At 60.7% G+C, this 13,472-nt stretch carries 10 protein-coding genes; 5 read left to right on the top strand and 5 right to left on the bottom strand.

Annotated features, from left to right (window positions below):
* Positions 1-2: 2 nt before the first annotated feature.
* Together Q1K29_RS07330 and Q1K29_RS07325 are read right to left on the bottom strand one after the other, a co-directional pair.
* Positions 3-2,480, bottom strand: coding sequence for a vitamin K epoxide reductase family protein (locus tag Q1K29_RS07330; RefSeq protein WP_366524179.1), 2,478 nt, complete (start codon positions 2,478-2,480; stop codon positions 3-5).
* A gap of 124 nt (positions 2,481-2,604) precedes the next feature.
* Positions 2,605-2,808 (bottom strand): hypothetical protein, encoded by a 204-nt coding sequence (locus tag Q1K29_RS07325; RefSeq protein WP_300392715.1) that lies wholly within the window; start codon positions 2,806-2,808, stop codon positions 2,605-2,607.
* A 215-nt stretch (positions 2,809-3,023) separates the two neighbouring features.
* Here Q1K29_RS07325 and Q1K29_RS07320 point away from each other — a divergent pair, with 215 nt between their 5' ends.
* The 4 genes from Q1K29_RS07320 to Q1K29_RS07305 all read left to right on the top strand — a co-directional run bounded on the left by Q1K29_RS07320 (position 3,024) and on the right by Q1K29_RS07305 (position 9,641).
* Positions 3,024-5,084 (top strand): catalase, encoded by a 2,061-nt coding sequence (locus Q1K29_RS07320; RefSeq protein WP_300392711.1) that lies wholly within the window; start codon positions 3,024-3,026, stop codon positions 5,082-5,084.
* A 116-nt stretch (positions 5,085-5,200) separates the two neighbouring features.
* Complete coding sequence (locus Q1K29_RS07315) at positions 5,201-6,085, top strand: Ku protein (RefSeq protein WP_300392708.1); 885 nt, start codon at positions 5,201-5,203, stop codon at positions 6,083-6,085.
* A 5-nt stretch (positions 6,086-6,090) separates the two neighbouring features.
* Positions 6,091-8,577, top strand: a complete 2,487-nt coding sequence (gene ligD / locus Q1K29_RS07310; protein ID WP_300392705.1) for a DNA ligase D — start codon at positions 6,091-6,093, stop codon at positions 8,575-8,577.
* Positions 8,578-8,660: 83 nt separating this feature from the next.
* On the top strand, positions 8,661-9,641 hold the full coding sequence (locus Q1K29_RS07305) for a nitronate monooxygenase family protein (RefSeq protein ID WP_300392702.1): 981 nt from the start codon (positions 8,661-8,663) through the stop codon (positions 9,639-9,641).
* A gap of 14 nt (positions 9,642-9,655) precedes the next feature.
* Here the strand turns inward: Q1K29_RS07305 and Q1K29_RS07300 are convergent, their stop codons facing one another.
* Complete coding sequence (locus Q1K29_RS07300) at positions 9,656-9,925, bottom strand: hypothetical protein (protein WP_300392701.1); 270 nt, start codon at positions 9,923-9,925, stop codon at positions 9,656-9,658.
* Between the two features lie 87 nt (positions 9,926-10,012).
* On the opposite strand from Q1K29_RS07300, the gene Q1K29_RS07295 reads away from it, so the two are divergent.
* On the top strand, positions 10,013-10,945 hold the full coding sequence (locus tag Q1K29_RS07295) for an NAD(P)-dependent oxidoreductase (RefSeq protein WP_300392699.1): 933 nt from the start codon (positions 10,013-10,015) through the stop codon (positions 10,943-10,945).
* Positions 10,946-10,948: 3 nt separating this feature from the next.
* Here Q1K29_RS07295 and Q1K29_RS07290 read toward each other — a convergent pair whose 3' ends face one another.
* Both Q1K29_RS07290 and Q1K29_RS07285 read right to left on the bottom strand, forming a co-directional pair.
* Positions 10,949-11,440 carry a MarR family winged helix-turn-helix transcriptional regulator gene (locus Q1K29_RS07290; protein ID WP_300392696.1) on the bottom strand — a complete coding sequence of 164 codons (492 nt, stop codon included), beginning with the start codon at positions 11,438-11,440 and terminating at the stop codon, positions 10,949-10,951.
* A 9-nt stretch (positions 11,441-11,449) separates the two neighbouring features.
* Positions 11,450-13,444 carry a tetratricopeptide repeat-containing sulfotransferase family protein gene (locus tag Q1K29_RS07285; protein WP_300392693.1) on the bottom strand — a complete coding sequence of 665 codons (1,995 nt, stop codon included), beginning with the start codon at positions 13,442-13,444 and terminating at the stop codon, positions 11,450-11,452.
* Positions 13,445-13,472 lie beyond the last annotated feature (28 nt).

Raw genomic sequence — 13,472 nt, 5'->3', positions numbered from 1 at the left:
AGCTAGACCAGGTGGCGGCTCCACTGGCCGTACTGGTGATTGATGCTGCCGCGCGGCAGGCTGAGCGCCGCGATGGCGAGGCCGACAACGACATCTGCAGCCATCTGGAGGAGTGTTGCCTCCACGATGAAAGGCATCAGCGCGATGGCGAGGCCGAGACAGAGATTGAGCAGGCGGACCGGCCGGATCGGTTCGGCCAGCGCGGCGACTGAAACCGTGACGACCAGTGCGCCGAGCAGGTGATCGGCATTGGCGAGTGACCCCTCCGCGCCGAGCGTCAGGCGAGTGAACATCAGCCAGATACCAAGCGCAACACTGACGAGTAGCGTCCACGGATAGGTCATGCCGCCTGTGACCATGTCGCGTATAATCGTTCCCGGTGGCTGCAGAAAATCATCCTCGACCCGTTCGTCACCGCCATCATCGGTATCGCCCCGGAACAGCACCCACAGCACCGGACGGCCCTGCTTCTTTCGGCGGATCAGGAACTGGATGGTCGCCAGCAACTCATCGACGGAATAGGGGATCTGGAGCAGCATGGCGGCCGCCGCGATCAGGCAGAGGGTGCACCAGGTGCCGATGACGATAGGCTGGATGATGATGAAGGTGATCGACACCACACCCAGCGGCACGATCATGATACCGAAGATGAGGACGAGCCAGGGCATGGTCCGCCAGCGCCGCGTCGAGCCGACAATGCCGATCAGAATTTCGAGCATGTAGGTCAGCGCGCCAACGCCGGCATCAGGCACCGGCCAGGCTTCAGACACGGATGAGGTAACGATTTCCTCTGTGCCATTCTTTGCGTTGCCGCCAGCGCCTGCGAAGAAGGGTTCCCACACGCCATCGATATGGCCGAGCTGGTAAGCGGTCATGTGACGCGAGATGAGAAAGCCGAGGACGGCGAGGACGATAATTGGGACACGCTGGAACCAGCTGGAGGGGGACTGGTCCCAGCCCGGCGGGATGGTCGGTCCTGTAGCGGCCGCGGCCGGATTCACGCCCGGTGTCGGTCGCGCCAGGACGGCGAGGCCGAAAATCACGGCGCCGGCAATCGTCTGGTTCAGATAGACCGCCCCTGTCGGCGCCCAGAAGGCAAGCGGCGCGAACATCACCCAGCTTGCAATCGCGGCAATGCCCCAGCGTGCGAGGCGCAGCTTCCAGGACAATGACAGGAAGGCGAGCACCATCACCGTGAGGCCGCTGAGCATGTCGCTCCAGATGAGCGGGACGGAATCGTAGACGATCACGCTCGGACTGGTCATGAGCCAGGCGCCCATCGCCATGTTCAGGAAGGGCGCCCAGATGAAATTGCGGTGCTGCTCGATCGACTCGGCTTCGGCCTTTTGCCGGACCTGATCCGGATCATGGTCTTCCTCACCGGCAGCGGTGAGCCATGGTGGCGGCACGATGCCATTGGTCTCGTACCAGCCGAGCGGGTCGGCCTTCAGATTGGAGACCATGTCAGGCAGTACATCGCGAAGACGGTGCTTAGGCTCCCAGTCGAGCAGTCGGCGGGCGCGTTCGATGTTCAGTTCATAGTGGTCGTCTGCCATGTCGACCATGAAGGGGCGGATGAAGGGCTTCTGGCCCTGGTCGATATCATCGGGAACGACGGGTTCGGATTTCGATTCCAGCCAGGCTCCCAGCGATGCGAGTGGCTTGGGCAGGGTGAATGTGCGCCAGTCTTCGTCGCCATGGATGAGGTTAGCGATTTCCTCTTGCAGCTCGCCATAGCTGAGCGTGTCCGGCTCACCGATCAGTATGGTGCTCTCGTCAGGCAGGTCGGCCCGCCGTTCGACCGTGCGGCCGAAGGCCTCGACCATGTCCTCCTTGTGGACGAAGGCCTGACCGACCGCAAGCGAACCCGCATAAGCATGGCCATGGGGATTGCGTTCATAGATACGCCGGATCTGTTCAGATAGCGTCGGAACGGCGGAGTCTTCATCATAGACCCCGGCGAGATGAAGCAGGGTGTAGGGGATGTCGCCGTGCTCTTCGCGGATGACGGCTTCGGCCGCCGCCTTCGATTTCGGATACGCCCATTTCGGATTGAGCTCTGTTTCCTCGGAGATCGGCATGCCTGGGTCGCTGGCCTGATGCACCAGCATCGTTCCGGAATAGATGAACCGCTCGACCTCGAAGTCCTGCAGGGTTTTCAGGAGCCGTCTCGTGCCGTCGACATTGAGCTTTTCGTAAAGCGGATGCTCCTGTCCTGTGAAATCGAAATAGGCGGCGAGGTGGATTACCGAGGCAATGGAACGGCCATGCTTGTCGGCAAGCTCGTTGAGGGCTTCCTGCACCGACTGGTCAGACGTGAGGTCACAGCCGATCAGTTCGCAATCAGCCTCGGTGCCCGGCACATCCAGGCCAACAATCCGGTATTTATCTCCCAGAGCAGCCACAAGGGCACTGCCGAGCGCGCCAGCGGCACCTGTAATCAAAACCACGGGGCGGCCCCCGCCCTCTGAATTGTTCATAGGCTTCACATCGGCTGATTGCGTCAATTTTACCTCATAGGTCGATGCAGTCTGTCGGTTGGAGCGCAGGCTCCTGTGAGGCTTGTAAAACGTGGGATGGGGGCCAGGGGTTCCTGCGGGCCGCCTAGGGCTTGAGAGTGTCCCAGCTCTTGCGGCGCACAGCGTCCTCTACAGTATCATCGTTTTCAGGCGGCGCCGGCGGATAGGCCGAGCTTTCGCGAAAGGCCTTCTGATCTTCAATCTGTTCGTCAGTAGACGGTGTGGTTCGAGGCTTCGCCTTTTCGTCCAGGGTCGATTGACGATGGTTTGCCTTTTTCGGTTCGTTCATCGCAACTGTCCTTCTGGCTATATCTTCCTCAACCTTTCGTCCTCGAGGGATGTTCCTTTCCTCTGTCTGAAGCTCCGAAAAACCCACTTCTTGATAACCGGGATCAAGCTGGCGCTGGTTCTATGCCGGCCATGGAAAATTTCGCGATCGGAAGGGGGGAACAATACGCTCAACCAATACCTTGGTCTGGCATCACACAGCAAAGGAAGATGCCCATGGCTAGCAAGAAAGATCTCCCCATTGATGATGCCGGTGCCCCGCATCAGACGACCAAGGATGGCCATGACCCCCTGACCACCCAGCAGGGTGTGACCGTCTCCGACGATCAGAATCATCTCAAGGCTGGCCAGCGCGGTCCTATGTTGATGGATGATTTCCATTTCCGCGAAAAGCTCTTCCATTTCGACCATGAGCGTATTCCGGAGCGGGTGGTTCATGCGCGCGGCTTTGCTGCTCACGGCCATTTCGAATGCACCGAAGACCTGTCGGACATCACGCGGGCGGCCGTTTTCCAGAAAGGCGAGAAGACGCCTGTCTTCACCCGTTTCTCCACCGTGGCGGGCAATAAGGGGTCTCCGGATCTCGCGCGGGATGTGCGTGGTTTTGCAACCAAGTTCTATACCAAGGAAGGCAATTGGGACCTGGTCGGCAATAACATCCCGGTCTTCTTTATTCAGGACGCCATCAAGTTTCCGGACCTGATTCACGCCGCCAAGCCTGCGCCGGACCGAGGGTTTCCGCAGGCCCAGACCGCGCATGACAATTTCTGGGACTTCATCTCGCTGTCTCCGGAAGCCATGAACATGGTGATGTGGATCATGTCCGACCGGACAATCCCGCGCTCTCTCCGTTTCATGGAAGGCTTCGGGGTTCACACCTTCCGGCTGATCAATGCCGAGGGCAAATCGACTTTCGTGAAGCTTCACTGGAAGCCGAAGCAGGGGCTGCAGTCGGTCGTCTGGAACGAGGCGTTGAAGATCAATGGCGCCGATCCGGATTTCCATCGCCGCGACATGTGGGATGCGATCCAGACGGGCAATTATCCCGTCTGGGAACTCGGTATGCAGCTCTTCGACGAGGACTTTGCCGAGAAATTCGATTTCGATGTGCTCGACGCCACCAAGATCATCCCGGAAGAGGAGGTGCCAGTGCGCATTGTCGGGCGCATGGTGCTGGACAAGGTGGTCGATAATTTCTTCGCCGAGACCGAGCAGGTCGCCTTCTGCACCAATAATGTCGTGCCGGGTATCGGCTTCACGAATGACCCGCTGCTGCAGGGGCGCAACTTCTCCTACCTCGACACGCAGGTGAAGCGCCTCGGCGGACCGAACTTTACCCATATCCCGATCAACGCCCCGCAATGTCCGATGCGCAACTTCCAGCAGGACGGCCACATGGCGATGCATAACCCCAAGGGGCGGGCAAACTATGAGCCGAACAGCTGGGGCCCTGAAGACGGCGGCCCGCGCGAAAACCCGGAAAAGGGTTACGTCCATTATCCGGAAGAGGTCAGCGGTGAAAAGATCGTGACCCGGTCTGAAACTTTTGCGGACCATTACAGTCAGGCCCGGCAGTTCTATGTCAGCCAGACCGACATCGAGCAGACGCACATCGCTAATGCGCTGACCTTCGAACTCAGCAAGTGCCAGGAGATGCGGGTGCGCAAGCGTATGCTCTCGCACCTGCGCAATATTGATGATGATCTCGCCAAATCGGTTGCCGAGGGGCTTGGCCTCGACCTGCCGGACCCGGCTGAAGCCGCCCGCGAAACGATCACCGATCTCAAGCCGTCCGATGCGCTCAGCATCATCAAGAACGGTCCGAAGGATTTCAAAGGCCGCAAGCTTGGTATCCTCATCGCCGATGGCAGTGATGCCGATGCGGTGAAGACGCTTCAGAAAGCGATGGAAGAGGTCGGTGCGCTGCCGATCATCGTGGCGCCCAAGGTGGGCGGTGCGAAGCTTAGCGATGGCCGCCAGCTGGAAGCCCATGAGAAGGTGGATGGCGGACCGTCCGTCCTGTTCGATGCGGTGGCCCTGGTGCTGTCTGAAGACGGTGCCAAAACGCTCGCCGACATGCCACCGGCGCGCGACTTCGTCACCGATGCCTTCGCCCATGGCAAGTTCATTGCCCATACGGCCGGGGCGGCGACACTGCTGAAGGAAGCCGGGATTGCGGGCAAGCTCGATGATGGCTGCTTTGCCCTCGATGACGGCAAGACCGACAGCTTCCTCAAGACCCTGCCCAAGCATCGCTATTGGGATCGCGATGCCTGATCGCGGTCATCGCTGAAATCACGCCGGCCCCGGCAGGACAAAGCCGGGGCCGGCGCCACTCAGTGCGGAACCGAAACAATTTGCCGGCATTGATTCGGCACTGGAGACATCAAGCCATGGCCTTGCGTGCATACTGGAAAGGGCATCTACGCCTTTCCCTCGTGAATATCGGAATTGAACTCTATACCGCCACCGCATCATCGCGGCGGATATCCCTGCGTCAGATCCACAAGCCGAGCGGCAAGCGGATCCGCTACCAGAAGGTCGCCGAAGGTGTTGGCCCGGTCGATACAGATGAGATCGTGAAGGGGTTCGAGACGAGCAAGGACGAATACGTCATCCTGGAGCCCGATGAGCTCGACGAGATCAAGCTTGAGAGCAAGCGGACCATTGATCTCGTCCAGTTTGTGGAGGCGTGCGAGATTGATCCGCGCTATTTCGAGAAGCCCTATTATGTCGTCCCGAGCGATGACGAAGTGGCAGCTGAAGGCTTTACCGTCATCCGCGAAGCGCTGCGCAAGCACAAGATGGTAGGTCTCGGCCAGATGGCCGTGCGTGGGCGTGACTATGTCGTGGCAATCAAACCTTGCGGCGATGGCCTGCTGCTGGAGACGCTGCGCTTTGCAGACGAGATCCGCGAGAGCGACAAGATCTTTGACGACATTCCGGAGATGAAGCCCGACAAGGAGATGCTCGACCTCGCCGGCGAGCTGATCGAGCGCAAATCCGCGCCCTTCAAGCCCGACGCCTTCAAGTCGAAATATGCCGATGCGCTGAAGGAACTCATCAAGGAGAAGAAAGAAGAGGGTGCCGTCAGCGAGGATGCCTCGTCAGGGGACGGAAAATCCGGCAGCAGCGGCAAGGTGGTCGATCTCATGGATGCGCTCAAGAAGAGCGTCGACAAGGGCTCGTCCGGCAAGAAGAAATCCTCTTCGAAATCATCGTCTTCCAGGTCGAAGGCGAAATCAGGATCAAAATCCAAGTCTGACAAGGCGGCCTGACAGCAATGGCAAAGCAGGGGTCAGATACGCTTGAAACCTATCGCAAGAAGCGGGACTTCTCGCGCACGCCGGAGCCTGAAGGCAAGGCCGGGCGCAAGAAGAAGAGCAAGCTGAGCTTTGTCATCCAGAAGCATGATGCGAGCCGGCTTCACTATGATTTCCGGCTCGAACTGGACGGCGTCCTGAAGAGCTGGGCGGTCACCAAGGGGCCCAGCCTCGACCCGTCAGACAAGCGCCTTGCCGTGCGCACCGAGGACCATCCGCTCGACTATGGCAGCTTCGAGGGCGTTATCCCGGATGGGTATGGTGCCGGGACGGTCATGTTATGGGACCAGGGCGAGTGGGTGCCGCGCGAAGATCCGCATGAAGGCCTGGAGAAAGGCTCGCTGAAATTCGACCTCAAGGGTGAGCGCCTGAAGGGCGGCTGGGCGCTCGTCCTGATGAAGGGCAACAGCACAAAGGACAAGCAGAACTGGCTGCTTATCAAGGAGCGTGACGAGGAGGCCGACGAGCAGACCGATCCCCGTGAAAAGTGGGAGACCAGTGTTACGACTGATCGCGACTTCGAGGATATCGAAGAGGCTGCCGCGCAAGGTGATGCGGGCGTCCTGGGCGAGGAAGAAAAACCGCACTTCCCCGACTTCGTGAAACCTCAACTCGCGACGCTGCGCGACGATCCGCCGGAAGGCGACGAGTGGCTGCACGAACTGAAATTCGACGGCTATCGCATCCAGGCTCTGATCGCGGGCCATCAGGTTCGGCTTATCACCCGGAATGGCAAGGACTGGACGGACCGCTATCCGGGCATCGCGAAAGCGCTGGCCGGGCTCGACGTCAAGACGGCCGCCATCGACGGAGAACTCGTGGCGCTGGATGAGCGCGGCCACAGCCACTTCGCCTCGCTGCAGGCGGCGACCAATGACGGCGCCGATGCCACGCTCGCCTACTATGCCTTCGACCTGCTTTCGCTCAACGGCAAGGACATGCGCAAGAAGCCGCTGAGCGATCGCAAGTCGGCCCTCGAGAAGATCATACCCGTCGACGACGATATCCTGCACTTTTCCGACCATATCGCAGGCAAGGGTGAAGCCGTCATCGGCAAGGCTTGCGGCATGGGGCTGGAAGGCATCATCTCGAAAAAGACATCGGCCAAATACAAGTCCGGACGCGGCAGCAGCTGGATCAAGTCGAAGTGCGTGGGGCGCGATGAGTTCGTTATTGGCGGGTACCGAAAGTCCGACAAGAAAGGCCGGCCCTTCGCGTCCCTGCTGCTCGGTGAGTATGAAGACGGCAAGCTTCTCTATCGCGGCCGCGTCGGCACCGGGTTCGACGAGGCCTTGATGAACGAACTCGATGGCAAGATGGCGACGCTCGAGCGCAAGACGTGCCCCTTCAAGGATATTCCGGGCGAGGCAAAACGAGGCGCTGTCTGGCTGACGCCGAAACTCGTTGGCGAAATCGCCTATACAGAGCGCACCCCCGATGGTCTGTTGCGGCATCCGAGTTTTCAGGGCCTGAGGGAGGACAAGGAGCCAAAGGACGTGACATCGACATCCGAAAAGCAGGCCGAGGCCGAAGGCGGACAGGACGGCGGTGACGGCAAGGTGCTCGGTATCCGCATCAGCCATCCCGACCGTGTCGTTTATGAAGAGCAGGGGGCTACAAAGCGCGAGATCGCGGAATACCTCGCCGACATTGCGCCGCGCCTGCTGCCTCACATCAAGGATCGTCCGGTGAGCCTTGTACGCTGTCCTTCAGGGGCGGGCGGCAAGTGCTTTTTCCAGAAACACCATACCGACTCCATCCCTGACGCCATCGGCGAAACCGAGATCAAGGAAAAGGATGGCGACACAGCGAGCTACCTTCTCCTGAACACGCCGGAAGCCCTTGTTTCTGCCGCGCAAATTGGGGCGCTTGAGCTGCATGTCTGGGGATCGCGGACCGACAGGCTTGAGCGGCCGGACCGGCTAGTTATCGACCTCGACCCAGATGAGGGGATGGACTTCGACCAGGTGAAGGCTGCCGCAGTCGAGGTGCGCGACGTGCTCGACAGCGCCGGGCTCCAGTCCTTTGCGCTGCTGACCGGCGGCAAGGGAATCCACGTTGTTGTCCCGCTGGAGCGACGGCGTGAGTGGAACGATGTAAAGGCGGCGGCACGGGGGCTCGCCAGGCAGCTTTCAGCAGCCGCGCCGGACCGCTATGTCGCCGAAGCCTCGAAAGCCAAACGCAAGGGCAAGATCTTTATCGACTGGCTGCGCAATGAGCGCGGCTCAACGGCGATCTGCCCCTACTCGCTGCGTGCCCGGCCCGGCGCGCCGGTTGCCGTCCCCATCCGCTGGGACGAGCTTTCCGGCGTGGAGGCGGCTAACAAGTACACGCTTTCCAATATCCGCCAGCGCCTCTCCTCACTCAGGGAGGACCCCTGGGACGGATATGGCGATGTGCGCCAGTCCATATCCGACAGTGTCCTTGATGTCCTGACGCAATCGTGACGCCCGTGTCTTCCGCGAGGGCAGTGCTTCCAAGCCCCGGCTGATCATCATATCACGGCACTGACAAGGAATGAGGAGACGACATGGCGATCAAGACGCGTTTCACGGAAGAGTTCGGGATCGAGCATCCGATCGTACAGGGCGGGATGCAGTGGGTTGGTTATGCCGAGATGGTGGCCCCCGTCGCCAATGCGGGTGGCCTCGGCTTTCTCACGGCGCTGACCCAGCCGACCCCTGAGGATCTCGCCAAGGAGATCGCCCGGACCAAGGATATGACGGACAAGCCGTTCGGTGTGAACCTGACCATCCTGCCGGCCATCAAACCGCCCCCTTATGCGGAGTACCGGCAGGCCATTATCGAAGGTGGTATCAAGATCGTCGAGACGGCAGGCTACAAGCCGCAGGAGCATATCGACCATTTCAAGGAACACGGCATCAAGGTCATCCACAAATGCACCGCCGTTCGTCATGCTCTGTCTGCGGAGCGCATGGGCGCTGACGCGATCTCGATTGACGGGTTTGAATGCGCCGGCCATCCGGGTGAGGACGACATTCCCGGCCTGATCCTGATCCCGGCGGCAGCCGACAAGGTGAAGGTGCCGATGCTCGCATCCGGCGGGTTCGGCGATGGCCGTGGCCTCGCGGCCGCGCTGGCGCTTGGTGCGGACGGCATCAATATGGGCACCCGTTTCTGCGTCACCAAAGAGGCGCCGATCCATGAGAACTTCAAGAAGCAGATGGTCGAGAACGACGAGCGCGACACCAAGCTCATTTTCCGCACACTGCACAACACGGCCCGCGTGATGAAAAACGCTGTCAGCGAGGAAGTTGTCGCGATCGAGGCCAAGGGGGGTGCAAAGTTCGAGGACATCCAGCATCTCGTCGCGGGTGTGCGCGGGCGCAAGGCAATGGAAGAGGGCGACGCAGACGATGGCATCTGGTCGGCTGGTATGATCCAGGGCCTGATCCACGACATCCCGACGGTCAAGGAACTGATCGACCGGATCATTGCCGAAGCCGAACAGGTGATGGACGAGCGGCTCGCAAAGATGCGGGTGAGTTAAAGGGTGGCTGCCGGTCAAAGATAGTCCGGCAGCTTCTCCTCGAATTCCGGGAAGTAGCGCGCAATGATCATCAGCCCGAAGCGGGGCATGATGGCGTCTGGTGGCTCGCGGTCGAGCAGGAAGCGGAAGGCGGCCTCCGCAAGCTGTTCAGGCGATTGCTTCGGGGCAAGTCTTGCCTGGTCGGCCTGTTCGATCGTCACTTTGTAAGTGCGCCCTGCAAGCGCGACCTCGACAATGGCCGGATCGCTCCCTTCGCAGCGTGTCGCTTCCGGTGTCAGTGCCATGGCTTTCTCTCGCTTTCCTGCCGTGCATGATGTTGTTGCAGCGCCACCCGGGTCAACGGGTGGCGGCATCTGAAGGGAGGGACCGAAATGGCCTGGACATCGAAAGACATCTCGGTGCGCGTGATTGACAAGCATGAGGCGGTTATCCGCGACGTGCTCGCAGCGCGGTTTCCGTCCATCCGTTTCGTCGACAGCGCGGAAGCTGCGAGCGGCCTCAAGGTTTTGATGAGCTTTCGTCCGCCTGAAGACGAACCGCTCAACGGCTATGACTGGGTTCATGCCGTGGGCGCCGGCGTTGATCATTTATGTGCGGCGATCGGCGATCCTGAGCGCGCCCCTGTCATCACTCGGACCACGGGCCGGATGGGCGAACAGATCGGAGAGTTCTGCTTGGGCTATGCGCTCGCGTATCTCCAGAGGATGGCGACCCGTCGTGCGCTTCAGGAAAATGAGGACTGGAACAAGGAGGCAGCCGCGCCTCGCTATGCGTTTGATGCACAGGTTGCCGTCTTCGGTACAGGGAGCATCGGCGCAGGGATTTCCGGAGCCTTTCGTGCGCTTGGAGCCGAGGTGACAGGGTATTCCCGCAGCGGGTCCCCCCGGCAGGGATTTGATCATGTCCTGCCGGTTGCCAAGTTCGGCTTGGCAAAGTCGCCAGACGTGCTGGTCCTCGCGCTCCCGGCCACGGCGGAGACAGAGGGGCTGGTTGATGGAGAAGTGCTCGATCAGTTGAACGATGCGCTGCTGATCAATGTCGGGCGTGGTTCGACGCTGGATCATGACGCGCTTCAGCGAGCCCTGTCGAAGGGGCAGGTCTCGCATGCGGTGCTCGACGTGTTCGAGGCTGAACCTCTGCAGGCGGGTGACTGGCGATGGTCGCACCCCGCCGTGACGGTCACCCCGCACGTCTCGGGTCTAACCTTGCCGGATGACGCGGCGAACCGTTTTTGCGAGCTTTTGGAAGCCTATCTCGATACAGGCGAACCGCCGGTATCCGTTGATATCCAGCGGGGATACTGAGCCTCAGGAGTCGCCCGCCCTGTCGAAGGCGCCAACGTCGAGAATGGGCTCAGAGTCCGTCACCTCGGACCGCGCGTCGACGATGTCGGCCACGCGTTCGAGTGCCGAGACAATCATCGAACGTTCCCATTCGGGCAGGTCGCTGAAGAGAAGTTCGAAATGGTCCTGCAACGGATTGGGCGCGGACCGCAGGACATCCTCACCAATGTCGGAAAGCAACAGAACGACGCGTCGGCCGTCAGCAGGATCCCTCTGGCGGGCGACGAGCTTGCGGGCTTCGAGCTTGTCGACCAGCGACGTAATGGATGCATTGCTGAGCGCGGTCAGCCGGACCAGTTCACCCGGCGTTGCTGACCCGAAGCTCGACAGGAGTTGCATGACCTTCAGCTGCGAGACGCTGAGATCCGTTTTCTGCGCGAGCGTGCGGGCATAGAGTTCCGTTCGCCGCTGGATACGGCGCAGGGCAATAAGCGCGGTGGTCGTCTTCTGGTCCATACGGTCAAGCTATGTCTCTTGGGGCAGGGCTGGGCCCAGGGCCTCCTTGAGCGGGCCAAGATGCGGTTCGAAATGGCGCCACTGGTCGAGGCCGGCCTTGCTGATCGGCTGGCGAACCTGTTCTGAACTTGCCGTCCTGACAGCGCGTTTGGTCTGATGGAAATCGACACAGGCCTGTTCGAAAGGCAAGCCACAAAACTCGAGCATGCGGCGCACCTGGCCTTCAAGGTCGGCCACGACATCCTCATGCTGAACACGGAGCACCTTGCCGGGCAGCACCTTGTCCCAGTGGTCCATGAGGTCGACATAGCCACGATAGTAGTGGCCGATATCGTCGAGGCTGTAGCTGAACTCCTGACCCTCGGCGAAGAGCTGCTTGTAGCCCGAGAAGCAGCACGCCATCGGCTCGCGGCGGGCATCGATGATCTTCGCATTGGGCAAGATCATGTGGATGAGCCCGATATGCCGGAAATTGTTCGGCATCTTGTCGGTGAAGAAGGGCGCGCCTTTCCGGTGGATGGCGGTATTCTCGATATAGTCACGGCCGAGTTTCTCGAACTCTTCGTCCGGAAGGTCGTGCAGGATGCGCGGATAGCGGTCGCGGTCGCTGACCTGTTTGCGCCCGCGCAGGCGATGGGCCAGCGACAGGATGTTCGGCAGCTCCAGCGTGCCGTCCACCTGGCTGTGGCTGGCGAGAATCTGCTCGATCAGCGTCGAGCCGGCGCGCGGCAGGCCAAGGATGAAGATCGGGGCCGGGTCGTCATGGCCGACGCCTGCCCGGCGCTCGAACAGCTCGGGCGTGCAGTGGCGTTTCTGGGCTTCGAACTCTTCCTGCATCTGCTCGGTCGTGTAGCGCGCCTGGAGCTTCTTCAGCCGGTTACCTTCGGCATAGTTCTCGAAGGAGGCGTCGTAATCGCCCCGGTCCTCGAAAGCTTTGCCGAGGGCAAAGGCAATATGGATCCGGCCCATATGGGAAAGGTTGGGATCCTGCTTGGCCGCGAGCATCGCATCGATGTCAGCGTCAGAGAAAGAGACTGTCTTGAGATTGGCGAGCGAATACCAGGCATCGCCGTGCAGCGGCTCGATCCTGGTCGCGCGGCGATAGGAAGCCACGGCTTCTTCGGTCCGCCCGGCGGTCTTCAGGGCATGCCCGCGGGAAGTCAGTGTCGCGAGATCGTCAGGCAGGGTTTTAAGCACTTCGTTGAAGATGGCGAGGGCGGCGTCGTAATTGCCGGCTTGCATGCTTTCGATGGCATAGATGGACTTGAAGACGGGGCTCTTCGGATCTTGGGCCAGAAGCTTCTCGGCCTGGGCGAGGGCAGCTTCATATTTCTGGCGTTTACGCAGGATCTGTATGTGATCGATCTTCAGCTGCGGATTGCCGGGATCGAGCTCGATTGCTGTCTCCAAAAGGAAGTCAGCATCCTCATGGACGCCCAGACGGGTGCCGATATCGGCGAGCAGGCGCATGCCTTCGATATGGCGGGGGTTCTGCTGCATGAAGGCGCGGGCGATGCGTTCCGCCTGCAGCACCTTGCCCTCATGGATGAAATTCGTGACGGCGAGCAGCTCGCGCGGGAGTTGCTTCAGCCGTTCGGCCTGCGCGCGTGCTTCGGCGGCGGCCTGCGTGTTACCTTGCGCAGCCCGTAGCTCGGCTATGGCGAGCCAGCTGGCGTTCAGGGCGGGATTGTAGCGCACGGCACGCTCATAGGCTGTGATGGCGGCCGCAGCATTTCCCTGCCGGCGGTGCAGATGGCCTTCTTCCTGGAAGGCCCGGCCGAAATCCGGCGCCATGCGTTTCAGCGTATCAAGATGCTTGAACGCCTCCTCCGGACGATCGCGATAGCGCGCCGTGGCCGCAGCCATATAGACCGCATCCTGGTTCTCCGGATCGTTTGCCAGTACGTCGTCGAGCAGCGTTGCCGCTTCATCGAAACGTCCCGCCTGCATGGAGGCTTTGATGGACTTGAGCGCGTCGGCAGTCGGGGTGGGTTGGGTTGTCATGGAACCGATGGGGTAGAAAGAGCAACGC

It is taken from the genome of Henriciella sp. (genome assembly GCF_029937755.1).
Lineage (GTDB): Bacteria > Pseudomonadota > Alphaproteobacteria > Caulobacterales > Hyphomonadaceae > Henriciella.
The sequence above is the reverse complement of the archived record's forward strand: the minus strand, read 5'-3'. Positions and strand labels throughout refer to the sequence as shown.

What these genes read in the sequence shown, in the direction of transcription:
- Q1K29_RS07330 (WP_366524179.1), bottom strand. Translation starts at nt 2,480, where the DNA reads ATGAACAATTCAGAGGGCGGGGGCCGCCCCGTGGTTTTGATTACAGGT.
- ligD (WP_300392705.1), top strand. Translation starts at nt 6,091, where the DNA reads ATGGCAAAGCAGGGGTCAGATACGCTTGAAACCTATCGCAAGAAGCGG.
- Q1K29_RS07290 (WP_300392696.1), bottom strand. Translation starts at nt 11,440, where the DNA reads ATGGACCAGAAGACGACCACCGCGCTTATTGCCCTGCGCCGTATCCAG.
- Q1K29_RS07285 (WP_300392693.1), bottom strand. Translation starts at nt 13,444, where the DNA reads ATGACAACCCAACCCACCCCGACTGCCGACGCGCTCAAGTCCATCAAA.
- Q1K29_RS07325 (WP_300392715.1), bottom strand. Translation starts at nt 2,808, where the DNA reads ATGAACGAACCGAAAAAGGCAAACCATCGTCAATCGACCCTGGACGAA.
- Q1K29_RS07300 (WP_300392701.1), bottom strand. Translation starts at nt 9,925, where the DNA reads ATGGCACTGACACCGGAAGCGACACGCTGCGAAGGGAGCGATCCGGCC.
- Q1K29_RS07295 (WP_300392699.1), top strand. Translation starts at nt 10,013, where the DNA reads ATGGCCTGGACATCGAAAGACATCTCGGTGCGCGTGATTGACAAGCAT.
- Q1K29_RS07305 (WP_300392702.1), top strand. Translation starts at nt 8,661, where the DNA reads ATGGCGATCAAGACGCGTTTCACGGAAGAGTTCGGGATCGAGCATCCG.
- Q1K29_RS07315 (WP_300392708.1), top strand. Translation starts at nt 5,201, where the DNA reads ATGGCCTTGCGTGCATACTGGAAAGGGCATCTACGCCTTTCCCTCGTG.
- Q1K29_RS07320 (WP_300392711.1), top strand. Translation starts at nt 3,024, where the DNA reads ATGGCTAGCAAGAAAGATCTCCCCATTGATGATGCCGGTGCCCCGCAT.